Source organism: Limnohabitans sp. TEGF002 (assembly GCF_055395845.1).
Window position 1 is genome coordinate 2,938,812 of record NZ_AP029224.1, and the last position, 13,226, is coordinate 2,952,037.

A 13,226-nucleotide genomic window follows, 5' to 3' on the forward strand; every position below is an offset into this window, starting at 1 on the left:
CAACCTGCAAGTGACGCTTGTTGCAAACCTGCTGGTGTACAACTTTTCAGTGTGCTGCATGTCTTTTTATCAGTGTGGCTATGCACGGTGCAGCACGGCAACAACACGGCAAGACTGCGCCTGTAAAACGCACCAACCGTTTTTGTGCGCGGTTGCATTTGCGATGTACAACAGTACGCTTGAGTGATGTTGACCGTTTTTACCGCAGCCGCAGCCAACGACCCAGTGCTGCGCACTCAAGCACGTGAGCGCACAGTGCCAATCCCCTCAACCATCACGCCAGTGCCAGGTTATCCCCGCAAACTGAGTGTATTCAAAATAGCTGCCAGCAAGTTTTGGCAAGTGCGCTGCTGGATTGCAGGACGCACGCACAGACGCAGCACACAGACGCAAAGCCTGCGCATGGCTCAAAGCTTTGCACGTGACTTTTACGAGCAACTGCTAGCGCAGTCTGCCAGTTTGCGCATTGAACCAACACCAACATCCAGTGTCGTTTTAAACGACACCATCACCGTCAAGCCACAGCACACCTTTGCTGCAATGGCAGCACAAATGATGGCGAACGAACAAGCTCGTGTGGAGCGCGGTGAGTTTTCAGCAGGCAGCTTGAAAGTTCTGCGCAACAGACTGGATGCACACATATTGCCGCGCTGGGGCAAGATGCCCCCTTGTGCAGTCGATCACGCACAACTGCTGTCATTCACGCAATACCTGAGCAAGAGCTTTTCCACCATCACCGTCAGCCAGTACTTGGTTGCTGTGCGCAAAATACTGACATTGGCTGTGGCAGTGAATGCGCTGGACAAGCTGCCAGAGTTTCCCAAAGTTCGCGTGCAAACCAACTCGCGCGGAGCATTTACACCTACAGAGTACTGGCAGATCATGCGCACTGCTCGCAAGCTGCAAAACACACGACACCCTGACAGCGACAGCACACTGCGCAAAAGCTATCGCTTGCGCTCAGCTGAGTACACCATGCCGCCAGATGTTGCATGGTGCATTGGCTTCATGGTCAACAGTTTCATACGACCCAGCGACTTAAAGACACTCAAACACAGGCACGTGGAAGTGGTGCGCAACGGCAATACTTACCTGCGCTTGAACCTGCCCAAAACAAAAAGTCATGCAAAACCCATCGTCACGCTACAGCCTGCTGTTCGCATTTACCAGCAGCTGACCCAGCACTACAGCGCAAAGAACCTTGCAGCGCCTGATGACTACTTGTTCCTGCCGCACCTGCGTGACCGTGCTTATGCGCACTGGGTGCTGGCGTTTTATTTCAACTGGGTATTGGCACGCACTGGGCTAAAGCTGGGTGCGCACGGACAAGAGCGCAGCTTGTACAGCCTACGCCATTCAAGCATCACCTTTCGCTTGCTATACGGACAAGGCATTGACCTGCTGACACTGGCACGCAATGCACGTACCAGCATCGACATGATCAACCAACACTACGCCAGCACGGTCACTGGCGAGCAGAACATTGGCATGCTGCAAAGTCGGCGCACTCGGCAGCACAGCCCGTCCGTTACTTCTTGAATCCGTCACGCAACTTTGCACTGGCACTTTCAATCTGCGGATCAAGTTCACCATTGCGCACAGCGTCAATCACTGTGTCCAGCACGGCACACAGGTTCTCAACTGCACCAACGTCGATAGCAGTCTTGCCTTTTTGCAGCTCAATCTGCTTGCTGCCGTATTGCACTGCCAACAAGCACTCGCCCTTTTCTCCCGTCCAAAACCACGGCTTGATACGCACGGCCACTTCCTTGACTACACGTGTGCCAGTGTCTGCGTCGCGCAGGCTGCGCAAACGCTTGGGGGCATAGTGCCGCCCCTGTTCCAGTGCTGCAGCCAGATCACGCTGCTCAGTCAGCTTTTGCAGCAACTTATTGCGGCGCTTGACCACATCTGGCAAGGAGCGGCTTTTACGGGCAGCAGTGAGTTTGAGGGAGTTGAGGATGCTTGTGCTCATTGCAGTTTCCTTTCAAGTTTTGGAATGGGCACAGGCAAATATGTGATCAACTGGGCATCAAGGACGACCAGAAACCCGCCAGATTGGCGGGATATGGGTGAAGTGTCGTGTTACGAGACACTCAACACACTGCTCTGCCCATACAAATACTGGAGCAATGCACGTGCTTGCGTAATGCCATCAGCTTGCACCTGTGTTCGCACAATCAATGCACTACCGTTGACGGTGATACGCACAGCTGCTGTATAGGTGTGCAAGGAGTTGATGACTTCGACAATACGCATGGCTTGGACGTCTGGTTACTGGACGTTGGGCGGCGTGGCCTGCTTGGCTGCGTTTAGCGCCTTCTGTGCTTTGGCCACTTTCTGTCGCTGTCGTTCAGCCTGCAGGGCATGGCCTGCTTTTTCTTTGGCCGTTTTCAGGCTATCCATACGCAGCTGGTCTGGTGACTTGGTTTGGGTTCCGAATTCGTTGAGTCTCATGCAAGTATTTAGCGAATGCCAATCGAAACGGCCTAAGTTCAGTGCATTTATTTGCGGTTTTATTTGTCGCGAGATAAATACTTGTATGGATAAATTCAAGAACCTCAAAGACACTGAACGCACCAACGCATGGCTCAAGAGCAATGGTATTGGCGTGAACCAGATTTACGCAGGTACCGCAGAGCTATTTCAAGCACAAAAGCTGGCAACCATTGCGCTACGTGACCACGGGTCTTTGCTTGAACAGCATCAAGCTAACATCCTGCACAACTTCCTACGTGCTGCAAACAACGGTCAGAAACGGTTAAAGATTACACAGGGGCAATGCTTCAAGGCACTCAACATCACCAAGAAGATCCAGCGCATGTACGCGAAGTTGACGAAACATAAAAACACTGGCTCCCATCAAGGCATCAATAAGGCAGATCCCGAGTAAGTCACTCGGCAAAAAATGGCACAAGCGCGGGTTGTAATACGTCGGCTAATGACCCCGCACTGCACATGTCGCTGCATTGGCATGTGAAACACAGTGGAAGCCGCGGAGTAGATCGCTTGCCGATCTGGGAGTTCCAATTCATCCGTCTCCCGACAAACTCTAGTGCAGCGTGTGCGAAGGGCTTTTTACCGTAAAACCTACACCGCACAAGCGACGCCTGTATGCGTTTCTCTAAACGCTATAGCCGTCGCTTGCTCCAAACATTCTCCGTAAACCCAATACATCTCACACAACGCAAGCGTTGCGTTCGACTTCTACCAAGTCAAATCAATTCAAAGTCATGTGCTGAGTGAATTGCAGAGCGAAAGCGAATGCAGTTCATGAAAGCACAGCGAACGCCAGTTCGCTCATAGTCGTTCGCTGGACCTGGCAACCAACTGCACATATGGGGTGTTACGGAGAAAATTTGTGCAGGGCTGACAGCTGCGCCAGCAGCACCCTTTTGCTGGCGCAGTCCCCACACAGCGCAACAGCCCACCCCTCAAATCAGCCCTATAAGCGTTCAAAGCACAGGGCCAGCTACTCGGGTAGCGAGAGGGTCAGATAAACGCTGCTGCGCTGTTTTTTTCTATCCCTGTGCTGCTGTCGTCTAGATCCCACAGAACAGACGGGCACAGGGCTAAATAACTGCACATAAGAAAAGTGCGCTTTTATTAACCACGTTGATTTCATTGAAGATTTTTGCCCCGATGTGCTGTCGGGGCTCAGGTCGCGCAGTTCGACAAAAGAAAACATGCTTGTACATGCGTTTTTATTTATGAAAAGGACACAGCAACATGGCACAAGCAAAAACACTCACACCCGCAGAACTTGAACAGGTTCTAGAACACATCTCACACCACAGTTTCCCCCTCCGAAACCGCGTCATGCTCCTAACTGGCACATGGTCAGGCATGCGAGTTGGCGAAATCGCCAGTCTCAGCATTGGGGATGTGATGAACCCTGACAGTACGGTCAAAGCTGAGGTGCGTCTCTCTGCAGAACAGACTAAAGGGCGGCATCCGCGCACAGTATTCCTGCCGCAAAAGCTGCGCGATGAATTGCAGGCCTACCTGGACATGCGCCCGAACATAAAAATGACTGACCCACTATTCGTCACTTCAGGCCGCAAGCGCTTCACGGCCAACGTACTGACGCAGCACTTTTACTGGCTATTTAAACGGGCAGGCATCGCAGGGGCCACATCACATTCCATGCGCCGCACGTTCATCACCAACTTGGCCACAAAGGGCATCGGGGTGCGTGTGCTTGCCAGTCTCGCTGGCCACCGCAGCATTGCCGTCACGCAGCGCTACATCGACGTGAACGACGACATGAAGCGCAACGCAGTGGAATTGGTCTAACAAGTAAAAAGCCCCGCAAGTTGCCTTGCAGGGCTTTTGAACGTCCCGTTACTGGACGATGGTTAGACAACTTTGAATGCAGTCGGCGTAGCGCTCCACGCAGGAAACGACAGGCTGTTGCTGTGCAGGTACAGCAATTCGTCTGCAACACGCATGTATTTCCTCAAGCTCCGCGATTGCTCTTGAGGTTTCAGATAGTGCAAGACTTGCTGATCTGGCAGGTGCAGCCCTTCAGATTGCAACGCATACTGCACACGAGGCAAGGCGGCAATCGCGGGAATGCCAGGCATTTCAATGACCGTACAGCGATCGCGAACGCTACGATGCACGTCCATTGGCTCGTTTGTAGTGATGACGGCCACCACGCCGTCACCACAAGCGTCCAATGCCGTCCACAATTTGTTGATACCCTTTTTGGCGTTGTCAAATTCATTGAGCAGCAGGAAAAATTTGCCACTAGTTGTCAGCCGCGCCACCCCCGCTTCATTTTTCAAATAATCCCGCAGCTTAGGTTTGGCCAGCAATTCCTCGCCATCCCAATCTTCCAGCCGCGCATCAGCACCACCAATAGCCTGAATCAGCAGTTTTGCGACCGTCGTTTTACCAGTCCCATTAGGACCGTGCAGCATCACATGCCCTTCCAGCTGCCCGACTGCAATGCCATTGATCCGCCGTTCAACAGCCACACTGGGATAGATCACTTCGCCCAGATTCGTTGGTGCGTATTTGATTTCGCATTTCATATTTCGTACTCCTTAGATATATAGATAGGCAGGGGGCATGCCCCTGCCATTCACCTTAGCCATTCGCCACCATGCGCTGCTGCACATCATTAGCTGCAGCCAGCATGTCGCCCTGCTCCTTTGCAACTTGACGACCCAGCTCAGCATCAGCCTGCGTTTTCGTAGCAAGCTGTTTAGCCATACGCAGGATGAGTGCGTTAACAAGAGCATCATTAACCTCGCTGAGCGAGCCAACGATGTCCACGCCGCCAGCCACATTGGGCTTTGCCAGCAGAACAGCGTAGTTGCCCGTCAACCCTTCCAGATCCACGTGAGCCAAAGGCTGCAGCGTGTTCAGCTCCAGTTCACCCTTCACTTCCACAGTAGCCGTGTCCACTGCAGCCTTCCGCGCCTTTGCCTGCTCGGACTTAACCATCTGCCGCTTGATTTCCTCAAGCCCACCCTGTTGCACCACCCATGCAGGAAAGTCCACAGCCTGCACCTTGTGAGACACAGCAGCAGCCAGCACGTAGCCGTAGCCGTGTGCACGTTTGCGGTCCGAGTTAAAGACGTAGCGAGCCAACATAGCCAACGTCGTAGACGATGCAACCACGCGAATGCCTTCTGCCTTCAGCCGTTGCATCAAGCTGCCACGCAGCGCCTTCTTATCGTCTTCCGAACCCTTCAAGAATTCCGTCTGAAAGATACCCAAGCAGTCAGCCAACAAGGCATACAACCCTTCATTAGCCTTTTTGTAGTCCGTTGCCTCCCATTGCTCGCGACGTGCAGACAGAACGTCCAGTTGCTGGACGATGGAAACAGCAAAGCCTTCCGCATTGGACTTTTTGACCGCTGCATTGAATTCTTTCTTGTTTTCCCGCTTCATTTTTGCGTTAGCTGCGCTGATCCGCTTTTGCTCTTCAGTCATTTGCTTGCTCATATCAATCTCCTTTAAGTAGATGAGCTGTCGACGGAGCTTTCAGGCCACTTGCTTTTTGTTTGCTCGCTGCCGACAAACGAATAGTCCCATCGGTATCAGATAACATGCCTTTTCGTCTTTTATCTGTTAACGGTAAGATAAACACATGGAGCAAAATACCGAACAACTGGTCTTCAAGGGCATGCGCCGTTTCCGCTACAGGCGCGACGATTTACTACTTAATGACGCACAACACAGTCCCTACTACTGGTGGTGGGCCTATTTGCGGCTCAGTAAAGACTATTGGTGGGTGTGCCAGCGCAGGGGCGTAGCCGATGACATGCGCCTGCGAGACATGTACCGTGACTTCGGCAAGGTCTATGAGATGACCTTTGAGCAGTGGTGGAACAAACGGGGGGTGGCACTGTTTAGTGAACAGGTGGCGCTACCTGCTGTGCGTGAAATCAATCCACACGATATGCAGCTAAGCAGAGAGTGGGAACGCCATTTGTTGCTGGAAATTCCAGTCAACCTGACTGAACGCACCATCATCAGCCAAGTCCGCAAGCTCATCCGCCAGCATCCCGAACGGGAAGTTCAGCGCACCAGTAGCGCCCAGCGCAAGTTAGCCAAACTCATAGGGATCAGGCAGGACGTAATCGAGTCAGCCTATGCCGTTTGGCGACTGCACTACCAATCGCGTGACGGGCGCACAGTGGAGAAAATAGGGCAGGCTCAGGGCTCCAAGAGCCTGTATCAAATAGGCAAGGAACTGAGACTAGTTCGAACCTGCATGCCACAAGCTACCGATGACAAAGAACGAGCAGCTCGGCGTGTGAACGGGATGAAGGTGGCTGTGTCCCGCATGCTGGCACGGGCAAATAACCTGATCGAAAACGCAGCAGTTGGTACGTTCCCATCAATTCAAGCGCTGCGTGACCCTATTTCCTGGCGTCCTGTACAGCAACAGAAACTTGCCGAGGCTGTGGCTCTGGGCCAATGGCGTCCTTTGTTTGACCCAAATGACACGCTAATCGTCCAGCAACAGGACGATGCAAAAAAATAATCATGAACGTCTAGCTGCTAGACGTTGATGTTCTCTACCGACTACGCCAGCAACTGGCGAGCAGCCCATGAAAAAACCCACCGTGTTGCCACGGTGGGTTTTTATTCTTCGAAATCTCAAACTGTCTTACGACAGCCGAAGATCAGAAAGCGTGAGACACGCCCAGAGCGAACAGGTTGTACTTGGTGTCGGCCAGCTGACCACCAGCAGCAGCTGCACCGGCAGCGCCGTTGACGATAACGGAAGCACCGTTAACGTCACCAGCCTTGCCACCCTGGTAACGAGCGTACAGGTAGGTGCGCTTGCTCAAGTCGTATTCAGCACCAACGCCCATGAACGTGGTCTTCTTGCCTTCCAGTGCGGTCACAGGAGAAGCATCGGTCTTGCGCTGGCCGTAGCTGGCCAGCAGACGCACAGCACCCATGGGCACCACAGCGGTCAGCAGGTAAGACTTGGTTTCGGTAGCGCCAGTAGCACCACCAACAGCAAGGCCTGCATCATTTTTCACATTCGACATGTTGGCACCGATCTTGGCCACGCCGAAGTCGTAAGAAGCACCGACAGTGGTGGTCTTGGTGGTCACGCCAGAAGTGACTTGCAATGCAGGTGCAGCAGTACCAGCGGCTTCGTTAGGCGAAGTCTTGATGGTCAGGTAAGCCGCGCGCAGAGCCAGAGGGCCATTCACGTAGCTGGCACCCAGTTCGTCGATCTTGGGACGACGCAGAACCACGCCGGTGCTGGCGCCGTAGCTAGAGTCGTTCTTGAAGTTGGTCAGGTAACGAGCCTGCAGACCGTTGAAGTTAGGCGTCACATAGACCAGGCTGTTTTCGAAACGGGTGAAGGTGTTGGTGCCGGTGCTGCCCTGGATCACGCCGTAGCCAGAACCGATGCCCGTACCCCAGGAGCCGGAGCCGGTGGTGAAGGCCGACAGAGAAGCAGAGTTGATGGTACCGAATTGCACTTCACCGAAGCCGCCGGAAGCGCCGATGTAGCTGTAGCCTTTGCCAACCAGACCGGACTGTGCAGATGCTTGACCAGTGGCAGCTGCGCCAGCGTTTGCGTTGACAGTTGCTGCGCTAGCAATGGCGTTGTTGAAACCGTTGCCGTCACCAGCGGTGAAGGAAGGCTGCACTTCGAACTGGAAGTTGGCCTTCAGACCGCCGCCCAGATCCTCAGAGCCGTTGAACTTGAGGGTGGTGGTGCGGGCACCGCTCTGCGTCACCAGGTCGATGTTCTGGCCGTAATGCTTACCAGTGGCGACAGCACCGTCCATGATGCCCGACAGGGTCACAGAAGACTGAGCGAAAGAAGCGGTGGCGGCCAGGGCAGCCAGAGCAACAATGCTTGATTTTCCTCACAAAATTCCGAAAAGTTTAAAAGAGCGCACCAAGGTTCTTCCAACCTGCAAGTGACGCTTGTTGCAAACCTGCTGGTGTACAACTTTTCAGTGTGCTGCATGTCTTTTTATCAGTGTGGCTGTGCACGGTGCAGCACGGCAACGACACGGCAAGACTGCGCCTGTAAAACGCATCAACCGTTTTTGTGCGCGGTTGCATTTGCGATGTACAACAGTACGCTTGAGTCATGCATACCGTTTTTACCGCAGCCGCAGCGAACGACCCAGTGCTGCGCACTCAAGCACGCGAGCGCACAGTGCCAATTCCTGCAACCATCACACCAGTGCCTGGCTATCCCCGCAAACTATCAGTGTTCAAAATAGCTGCCAGCAAGTTCTGGCAAGTGCGCTGCTGGATTGCAGGACGCACGCACAGACGCAGCACACAGACGCAAAGCCTGCGCATGGCTCAAAGCTTTGCACGTGACTTTTACGAGCAACTGCTAGCGCAGTCCGCCAGTTTGCGCATTGAGCCAACAGCATCAAGTGTCGTTTCGCACGTCATCGCAGTTAAACCACAGCTGACTTTTGCTGCAATGGCAGCGCAGATGATCACAAACGAACAGGCTCGCGTGGAGCGCGGCGAGTTTTCAGCAGGCAGCTTGAAAGTTCTGCGCAACAGACTGGATGCACACATCTTGCCGCGCTGGGGTAAACAGCCACCATCTGCAGTCGATCACGCACAGCTGCTGGCATTCACGCAGTACTTAAGCAAGAGTTTTTCAACCATCACCGTCAGCCAGTACTTGGTTGCAGTGCGCAAGATACTGACACTGGCTGTAGCAGTGAATGCGCTGGACAAGTTGCCAGAGTTTCCCAAAGTTCGAGTGCAAACCAACTCACGCGGAGCTTTTACACCTACAGAGTACTGGCAGATCATGCGCACCGCACGAAAACTTCAGTACACAAGGCACCCTGACAGCGACAGCACACTGCGCAAAAACTACCGTTTGCGGTCAGCCGAACACAGCATGCCGCCTGACATTGCTTGGGTCGTAGGTTTCATGGTCAACAGCTTTATACGCCCAAGCGACTTGAAGACACTGAAACACAGACACGTGGAAGTGGTGCGCAATGACAACACGTACCTGCGCCTGAACTTGCCCAAAACAAAAAGTCATGCAAAACCCATCGTCACACTGCAACCCGCTGTGCGCATTTACCAGCAACTATCGCAGCACTACAGCGCACGAAATCTTGCTGCACCAGACGACTACCTGTTCTTGCCGCACCTGCGTGACCGTGCTTATGCGCACTGGGTGCTGAGCTTTTATTTCAACTGGGTATTGGCACGCACTGGTTTAAAGCTGGGTGCACATGGGCAAGAGCGCAGCTTGTACAGTCTGCGCCATTCCAGCATCACCTTCCGCTTGCTATACGGACAAGGCATTGACTTGCTGACACTGGCACGCAATGCACGCACCAGTGTGGACATGATCAACCAACACTACGCCAGCACTGTGACTGGCGAGCAGAACATTGGCATGCTGCAAAGTCGTCGCACTCGTCAGCACAGCCAGTTATCACACACAGTTATTTCTTGAACCCATCGCGCAGTTTCACACTGGCACTTTCAATCTGCGTGTCCAGTTCACCGTTGCGCACAGCGTCAATCACCGTGTCCAGCACTGTACAAAGGTTTTCAACTGCACCAACATCGATAGCAGTCTTGCCCTTTTGCAGTTCAATCTGTCGACTGCCATAGTTGATAGCCAGCAAACATTCGCCCTTTTCTCCAGTCCAAAACCACGGCTTGATGCGAACAGGCACTTGTTTAACAACCCGTGCACCAGTGTCAGCATCTGCGAATGAGCGAAAGCGTGTGGGCGTGTAGTGCTGCCCTTGCGCTTGTGCCGCTGCCAGCATGCGCTGCTCGCCCAGTTTGATCAGCAGCTTGTTGCGGCGTTTGACAACGTCAGGCAATGCACGTGTCTTGCGGGCTGCGGTCAACTTCAATGTGTTCAGAATGGCAGTCATGTGCTTTTCCTTTCGAATGTTTGTAAAGCACAGACTATTTTGTACCCAACCACCACGGGTGAGCAACCGAATTCCGTTCAGTATTGCGGGTCATTAAAGTGTCGCTTTAAATGACACCAACAACTGCACCAACATTTGCAGCAAAAACGCAGATGGTATTTTTACAGCATGTTGACACTTGCGTGCAGCACCGTTGGATTCTTTGCAATGTACTTTTCGGTGACCACAATCGATCTGTGTCCTGCCAACTCTTTCAACACATGAATCGCCACGCCTTTGTTCGCCAAATTCGTAATGAATGAACGACGACCACTGTGACTGCTGCCATGAACAATGTCACAGTCCTTGTACCAGTAGTGAAACATTTGACAGCCAGTTGATGCAGAAAACCCACGGTCAGCGCTCTTTTGCGTAGCAAACAGTGCGCGACTTGTGTTTGACATGGTCACAGCCAATAAATCCTGCACACCAAATCTTTCGCGCAAATAGTTGCGAATCACATCACGCATTTTGTCAGCCAGATACACAGTGCGCCCACGAGCGCCCTTGGTTTGGTTTCTGTTGAGATTGACTTCTTGCTTGATATCGCCGTTGCGTTCCAACACATCACAGATACGCATGCTGACCAACTCTTTGATGCGCACGCCACATCCGTGCGTCAACAAGAACATTGCTTGGTTTCTCATTGCGTGCTGCTTCTTGCCGAGATATTGCATCACTCGTTCAACTTCATCTTGTGTCAGTACCTTTGCTTGCGCCATATTCGCCACTCCTTGCTATCAAATATTTATTCAATGCAAGTGTGCAACCAAACATCTACGCGGACAACCATTCTGATTGCAAATGAAACTTGTACGAATGTATTGCCTTTTTGCAAAACCAAATATTAGTGTAATTTCACTTGGTCTGCGATTGCGCAAAACAGCGCACAAGCGCTTAACGGCTCACTCAGCATACTGCGTATGCATTTTCAAAAATAACGCAGCACAGCTTGTTTAAACAAGTCTAGCAGCGCAGCGCAAAGTGCAATGCAACTTTCTAAGTTGAATTGGAATAATCTTTTTTGCAACAGTGTGAGTCAAACGCAACACTCAGAAGTTTTTGGGCACGTAGCTCTTTGCCAACTGTTCTTGCTGCGCAATCAACGCCTTGTGTGCCAGCTCTGCCTTGCGCACTTCGTCAGAAATACCTTTGTAGCCCGTAATTTTTTCTTCATCCAAATACCAAAACTGCAATCCCGTTTCTCTGCGCATCAGCAGTTCAATTCGTTTCTTGTCTGCACTGTGCAGTCGCTCATTGATGTAAATGGCATCATGCACGTTCGCCAAAACTGTTTTGTAAACCGCACCAACTTCTCTGCGCACAATGTCCATCACGATTGACTCTGACCTTTGATACAAGAACGACATCAATTTGCTTTTGCTTAGTCGTCCTGATGCTGTTTGCAGTTCGGTGTCTGCGAGCAATGCTGGATCATTTTCTTTCGCATACTCAGTGATGATCTCGTCCATGCGCTTGTTCTCGTCCATGTACGCTGCTGCCTCAGCACAAGCGTAGAAGTTGCTGCGTGCGTGCTCATCTGCAATGATTTTGACGATTGCAGGATTAAATGCTTTGCCGCTGCGATCAATCCAACCTTGCGTTGTCTTTCTCGCGCCAAAGCTGATTGCAGTCAGTGCTTGTTTGACCACATCCAGCTGCATGTCCGCGCTGATATGCGTACCACCGCCAAATGTCTGCTGCCTGATTGTTTCTCTGAATGCTTTTTTGTCCGTCAAATAACTCAAGCAAGTTGCAAATGACGCATTGAACTCATGCGGTGTGATTCCATTTTTGTCGCAAATCATCCAAGCAAAACCCAGCTTCCACGCAACAACACTTGAACGGATGTCGTATTCATAGCAGTCGCCCAGCATGGCATGACGCAGCACTGTTCTAATTGACTGCACATTCAGTGCGCCCGTGTAGTACATGCGCCCAAAGTGACTGGGATTCTTTTTCATGGGCAATGTGTTGTTGCCCGCTTGTGCAATTCTCACAATCGCTTGTGCTTGTCGCACCAACATCTGCCGCTGCACATCGTTCATCTTGTTCGCTCTCTTGGTCAAGAACACGATGAATTGTTTGAGCGACTTCACATTTACTGGGCAAAGATCGTATTCCTTGCTGATTTGACGCTGAGACATGCTCATGAAGTCAGGGAACAATTTGTAAAAAAAATCTGTGTCTGTCAGCGTCTTGTCGTTCAGCAGTGCATCCAGTTCGTCAATAGTTTTTTTCTGCAATTGCTTCAAATCCATTGCATCCGTCATCGTGACATGCTTTGTCAATGACACTGTGGAATAGTCTGAACCTTTCAATCCTGTTTTCACTACGTGTAAAAGATTCAGATTGTTCACTTCTAGCCATTTGTGCAGGTATTGACGATTACCATCAATGACGAATTGCCCTACCTCGGCTGACAGTGCATGTGTGCTGACATAGAAATGCTTGAAGAACCTGTACATGTTGTCATCCATGTGCAGCAATGATTGCTCTAAATGCCGTTCAAGTACTCTGATGTACTTTTCCAACGCTAATTCTGCTTTGTTAGTTTTGGGCATTGCCCGTTTCAGTGCAGCAGACACCACTGTATCCACGGTCAGCTTGATCGTTTGCGTTGTCATGTCATGAACCCATGCTGCACAGTGCAGGACATAAAAATGTCTTACACATATAGTAATTCTTAAAGAAATCCATTTCTCACTTCCATTACTTCTTGTGATCAATTCAATTGAAGAAGTTGTGAACGAGTTCGCATCAGCGAATGAAGTTCACAGATGTGTAAGCGAAGCGCAACACATCTTCATG

14 protein-coding genes are annotated in these 13,226 nt (G+C 51.6%); 5 read left to right on the forward strand and 9 right to left on the reverse strand.

Annotated elements, in window-relative coordinates:
• Positions 1-186 precede the first annotated feature (186 nt).
• Positions 187-1,539 (forward strand): hypothetical protein, encoded by a 1,353-nt coding sequence (locus ACZ5SR_RS14740; protein WP_464449378.1) that lies wholly within the window; start codon positions 187-189, stop codon positions 1,537-1,539.
• On the opposite strand, the gene ACZ5SR_RS14745 is transcribed toward ACZ5SR_RS14740, so the two are convergent.
• From ACZ5SR_RS14745 to ACZ5SR_RS14755, 3 genes are all read right to left on the reverse strand, one after another.
• Positions 1,529-1,975 carry a DUF6641 family protein gene (locus ACZ5SR_RS14745; protein WP_463142754.1) on the reverse strand — a complete coding sequence of 149 codons (447 nt, stop codon included), beginning with the start codon at positions 1,973-1,975 and terminating at the stop codon, positions 1,529-1,531. The genes ACZ5SR_RS14740 and ACZ5SR_RS14745 overlap by 11 nt on opposite strands.
• A gap of 110 nt (positions 1,976-2,085) precedes the next feature.
• Positions 2,086-2,259, reverse strand: a complete 174-nt coding sequence (locus ACZ5SR_RS14750) for a hypothetical protein (protein WP_463142755.1) — start codon at positions 2,257-2,259, stop codon at positions 2,086-2,088.
• A gap of 15 nt (positions 2,260-2,274) precedes the next feature.
• On the reverse strand, positions 2,275-2,457 hold the full coding sequence (locus tag ACZ5SR_RS14755; RefSeq protein WP_463142756.1) for a hypothetical protein: 183 nt from the start codon (positions 2,455-2,457) through the stop codon (positions 2,275-2,277).
• A gap of 85 nt (positions 2,458-2,542) precedes the next feature.
• Between ACZ5SR_RS14755 and ACZ5SR_RS14760 the strand changes: the two genes are divergently transcribed.
• Positions 2,543-2,893: a hypothetical protein gene (locus ACZ5SR_RS14760; protein WP_463142757.1), complete on the forward strand. Its 351-nt coding sequence runs from the start codon at positions 2,543-2,545 to the stop codon at positions 2,891-2,893.
• 836 nt (positions 2,894-3,729) lie between these two features.
• Positions 3,730-4,296 carry a tyrosine-type recombinase/integrase gene (locus ACZ5SR_RS14765; protein ID WP_463142758.1) on the forward strand — a complete coding sequence of 189 codons (567 nt, stop codon included), beginning with the start codon at positions 3,730-3,732 and terminating at the stop codon, positions 4,294-4,296.
• A gap of 62 nt (positions 4,297-4,358) precedes the next feature.
• Here the strand turns inward: ACZ5SR_RS14765 and ACZ5SR_RS14770 are convergent, their stop codons facing one another.
• Entirely contained in the window at positions 4,359-5,039 is a 681-nt protein-coding gene (locus ACZ5SR_RS14770; protein ID WP_463142759.1) for an AAA family ATPase, read from the reverse strand.
• Positions 5,040-5,094: 55 nt separating this feature from the next.
• Positions 5,095-5,958, reverse strand: coding sequence for a hypothetical protein (locus tag ACZ5SR_RS14775; RefSeq protein ID WP_464449379.1), 864 nt, complete (start codon positions 5,956-5,958; stop codon positions 5,095-5,097).
• A 145-nt stretch (positions 5,959-6,103) separates the two neighbouring features.
• On the opposite strand from ACZ5SR_RS14775, the gene ACZ5SR_RS14780 reads away from it, so the two are divergent.
• A complete protein-coding gene (locus ACZ5SR_RS14780; protein WP_464449380.1) occupies positions 6,104-7,003 on the forward strand; it encodes a hypothetical protein in 900 nt (299 codons plus the stop codon).
• Positions 7,004-7,145: 142 nt separating this feature from the next.
• Here the strand turns inward: ACZ5SR_RS14780 and ACZ5SR_RS14785 are convergent, their stop codons facing one another.
• On the reverse strand, positions 7,146-8,345 hold the full coding sequence (locus ACZ5SR_RS14785; protein ID WP_464451065.1) for a porin: 1,200 nt from the start codon (positions 8,343-8,345) through the stop codon (positions 7,146-7,148).
• Positions 8,346-8,587: 242 nt separating this feature from the next.
• Between ACZ5SR_RS14785 and ACZ5SR_RS14790 the strand changes: the two genes are divergently transcribed.
• Complete coding sequence (locus ACZ5SR_RS14790) at positions 8,588-9,943, forward strand: hypothetical protein (RefSeq protein ID WP_464449381.1); 1,356 nt, start codon at positions 8,588-8,590, stop codon at positions 9,941-9,943.
• On the opposite strand, the gene ACZ5SR_RS14795 is transcribed toward ACZ5SR_RS14790, so the two are convergent.
• From ACZ5SR_RS14795 to ACZ5SR_RS14805, 3 genes are all read right to left on the reverse strand, one after another.
• A complete protein-coding gene (locus ACZ5SR_RS14795; protein ID WP_464449382.1) occupies positions 9,933-10,376 on the reverse strand; it encodes a DUF6641 family protein in 444 nt (147 codons plus the stop codon). The genes ACZ5SR_RS14790 and ACZ5SR_RS14795 overlap by 11 nt on opposite strands.
• Before the next feature lie 161 nt (positions 10,377-10,537).
• Complete coding sequence (locus tag ACZ5SR_RS14800) at positions 10,538-11,137, reverse strand: tyrosine-type recombinase/integrase (protein ID WP_464449383.1); 600 nt, start codon at positions 11,135-11,137, stop codon at positions 10,538-10,540.
• A gap of 330 nt (positions 11,138-11,467) precedes the next feature.
• Complete coding sequence (locus tag ACZ5SR_RS14805; protein ID WP_464449384.1) at positions 11,468-13,042, reverse strand: hypothetical protein; 1,575 nt, start codon at positions 13,040-13,042, stop codon at positions 11,468-11,470.
• Positions 13,043-13,226 lie beyond the last annotated feature (184 nt).

What these genes read in the sequence shown, in the direction of transcription:
- ACZ5SR_RS14760 (WP_463142757.1), top strand. Translation starts at nt 2,543, where the DNA reads ATGGATAAATTCAAGAACCTCAAAGACACTGAACGCACCAACGCATGG.
- ACZ5SR_RS14770 (WP_463142759.1), bottom strand. Translation starts at nt 5,039, where the DNA reads ATGAAATGCGAAATCAAATACGCACCAACGAATCTGGGCGAAGTGATC.
- ACZ5SR_RS14790 (WP_464449381.1), top strand. Translation starts at nt 8,588, where the DNA reads ATGCATACCGTTTTTACCGCAGCCGCAGCGAACGACCCAGTGCTGCGC.
- ACZ5SR_RS14795 (WP_464449382.1), bottom strand. Translation starts at nt 10,376, where the DNA reads ATGACTGCCATTCTGAACACATTGAAGTTGACCGCAGCCCGCAAGACA.
- ACZ5SR_RS14800 (WP_464449383.1), bottom strand. Translation starts at nt 11,137, where the DNA reads ATGGCGCAAGCAAAGGTACTGACACAAGATGAAGTTGAACGAGTGATG.
- ACZ5SR_RS14745 (WP_463142754.1), bottom strand. Translation starts at nt 1,975, where the DNA reads ATGAGCACAAGCATCCTCAACTCCCTCAAACTCACTGCTGCCCGTAAA.
- ACZ5SR_RS14750 (WP_463142755.1), bottom strand. Translation starts at nt 2,259, where the DNA reads ATGCGTATTGTCGAAGTCATCAACTCCTTGCACACCTATACAGCAGCT.
- ACZ5SR_RS14765 (WP_463142758.1), top strand. Translation starts at nt 3,730, where the DNA reads ATGGCACAAGCAAAAACACTCACACCCGCAGAACTTGAACAGGTTCTA.
- ACZ5SR_RS14740 (WP_464449378.1), top strand. Translation starts at nt 187, where the DNA reads ATGTTGACCGTTTTTACCGCAGCCGCAGCCAACGACCCAGTGCTGCGC.
- ACZ5SR_RS14780 (WP_464449380.1), top strand. Translation starts at nt 6,104, where the DNA reads ATGGAGCAAAATACCGAACAACTGGTCTTCAAGGGCATGCGCCGTTTC.
- ACZ5SR_RS14805 (WP_464449384.1), bottom strand. Translation starts at nt 13,042, where the DNA reads ATGACAACGCAAACGATCAAGCTGACCGTGGATACAGTGGTGTCTGCT.
- ACZ5SR_RS14755 (WP_463142756.1), bottom strand. Translation starts at nt 2,457, where the DNA reads ATGAGACTCAACGAATTCGGAACCCAAACCAAGTCACCAGACCAGCTG.
- ACZ5SR_RS14775 (WP_464449379.1), bottom strand. Translation starts at nt 5,958, where the DNA reads ATGAGCAAGCAAATGACTGAAGAGCAAAAGCGGATCAGCGCAGCTAAC.